We start from the raw sequence: 1,657 nt of genomic DNA on the forward strand, positions 1-1,657 counted from the left end.
CTACGAGGGCGAGGTCCGCTACGCGCGTGACGCCTTCGAGGGGCTGCGGCTGATGGACGCCCTGATCGCCGTCAAGCGCGGAGTCCCCGGCGCCGAACTCCCGCCCCTCAAACAGCGCCGCGTGGCCCGCCGCGCCGATGTGCTCGACGTCCGCGAACCGGAGGTGACCGGCCGTTCCGATGTGGCCGTGGACAACCCAGTGCCCACGCCGCCCTTCTGGGGGACGCGGGTGGTCAAGGGCATCCCGCTCAAGGACTACGCCTCCTGGCTGGACGAGGGCGCCCTGTTCAAGGGCCAGTGGGGCCTCAAGGACGCGGGCTCGATCGCCACGGAGGGGCAGCCCCGCCTGCGCGGCTGGCTCGACCGGATGCACACCGAGCGGCTGCTCGAAGCGGCCGTGGTCTACGGCTACTTCCGCTGCGTCTCCAAGGACGAGGACCTGATCCTCCTGGACGAGAGCGGTGGTGAGCTGACCCGGTTCAGCTTCCCGCGCCAGAGCCGTGGCCGGCGGCTGTGCCTGGCGGACTTCTTCCGCCCCGAGGAGTCGGGCGAGACCGACGTGATCGGCCTCCAGGTGGTCACCGTCGGCTCGAAGATCGGCGAGGCCACCGCCAAGCTGTTCGAGTCCGACTCCTACCGGGAGTACCTGGAGCTGCACGGCCTGTCCGTCCAGCTGGCCGAGGCCCTCGCCGAGTACTGGCACGCCCGCGTCCGCGCCGAACTCGGCATCGCCGGATCGGACCCGGCGGCCATGGACGGCATGTTCCGTACCGAGTACCAGGGCTGCCGGTACTCCCTCGGCTACCCGGCCTGCCCGGACCTCTCCGACCGGGCCAAGATCGCCGGACTCCTCAGGCCGGAGCGGATCGGCGTCCAGCTCTCGGAGGAGTTCCAGCTCCACCCGGAGCAGTCCACCGACGCACTGGTCGTCCACCATCCCGAGGCCGGCTACTTCAACGCGGGAGGCCGTCGATGACCCCCGCCCCCGCACCTCTTCAAGGAGCACACCGCATGTCTGCCGCATTCACCGACTACAAGGTCGCCGACATCTCCCTCGCCGCTTTCGGCCGTAAGGAGATCACCCTGGCCGAGCACGAGATGCCGGGCCTGATGTCGATCCGCCGGGAGTACGCCGAGGCGCAGCCGCTGGCCGGCGCCCGTATCACCGGCTCCCTGCACATGACCGTGCAGACGGCGGTCCTCATCGAGACGCTGGTGGCGCTGGGCGCCCAGGTGCGCTGGGTGTCGTGCAACATCTACTCCACGCAGGACCACGCGGCCGCGGCCGTCGCCGCCGCCGGTATCCCGGTCTTCGCCTGGAAGGGCGAGACGCTGGAGGAGTACTGGTGGTGTACGGAGCAGGCGCTGACCTGGCCCGGGCACGCCGGTCCGAACATGATCCTTGACGACGGCGGTGACGCCACCCTCCTCGTCCACAAGGGGGTGGAGTACCAGAAGGCGGGGGCCGTCCCGGACGTCTCGACCGCCGAGAACGAGGAAATGGCCATCGTGCTGGGCCTGCTGGCGAAGACGGACATCGACTGGTCGGCCATGGCCGCCGGGATCCGCGGCGTGACGGAGGAGACCACCACCGGTGTCCACCGCCTCTACGAGATGATGGCCGAGGGGACCCTGCTCTTCCCGGCGATCAACGTGA

2 protein-coding genes are annotated in these 1,657 nt (G+C 70.0%); both read left to right on the top strand.

Going from position 1 to position 1,657, the window contains the following annotated elements:
• Window positions 1–976 (top strand): vitamin B12 dependent-methionine synthase activation domain-containing protein (locus ABZ716_RS24655; RefSeq protein WP_358961759.1); only part of this gene is annotated, 976 nt, incomplete at its 5' end.
• A gap of 35 nt (window positions 977–1,011) precedes the next feature.
• The coding region (locus ABZ716_RS24660; RefSeq protein WP_358961761.1) for an adenosylhomocysteinase at window positions 1,012–1,657 on the top strand (646 nt) is incomplete at its 3' end.

Origin of the sequence: Streptomyces sp. NPDC006687 (assembly GCF_040636215.1) — a bacterium.
GTDB lineage: Bacteria > Actinomycetota > Actinomycetes > Streptomycetales > Streptomycetaceae > Streptomyces.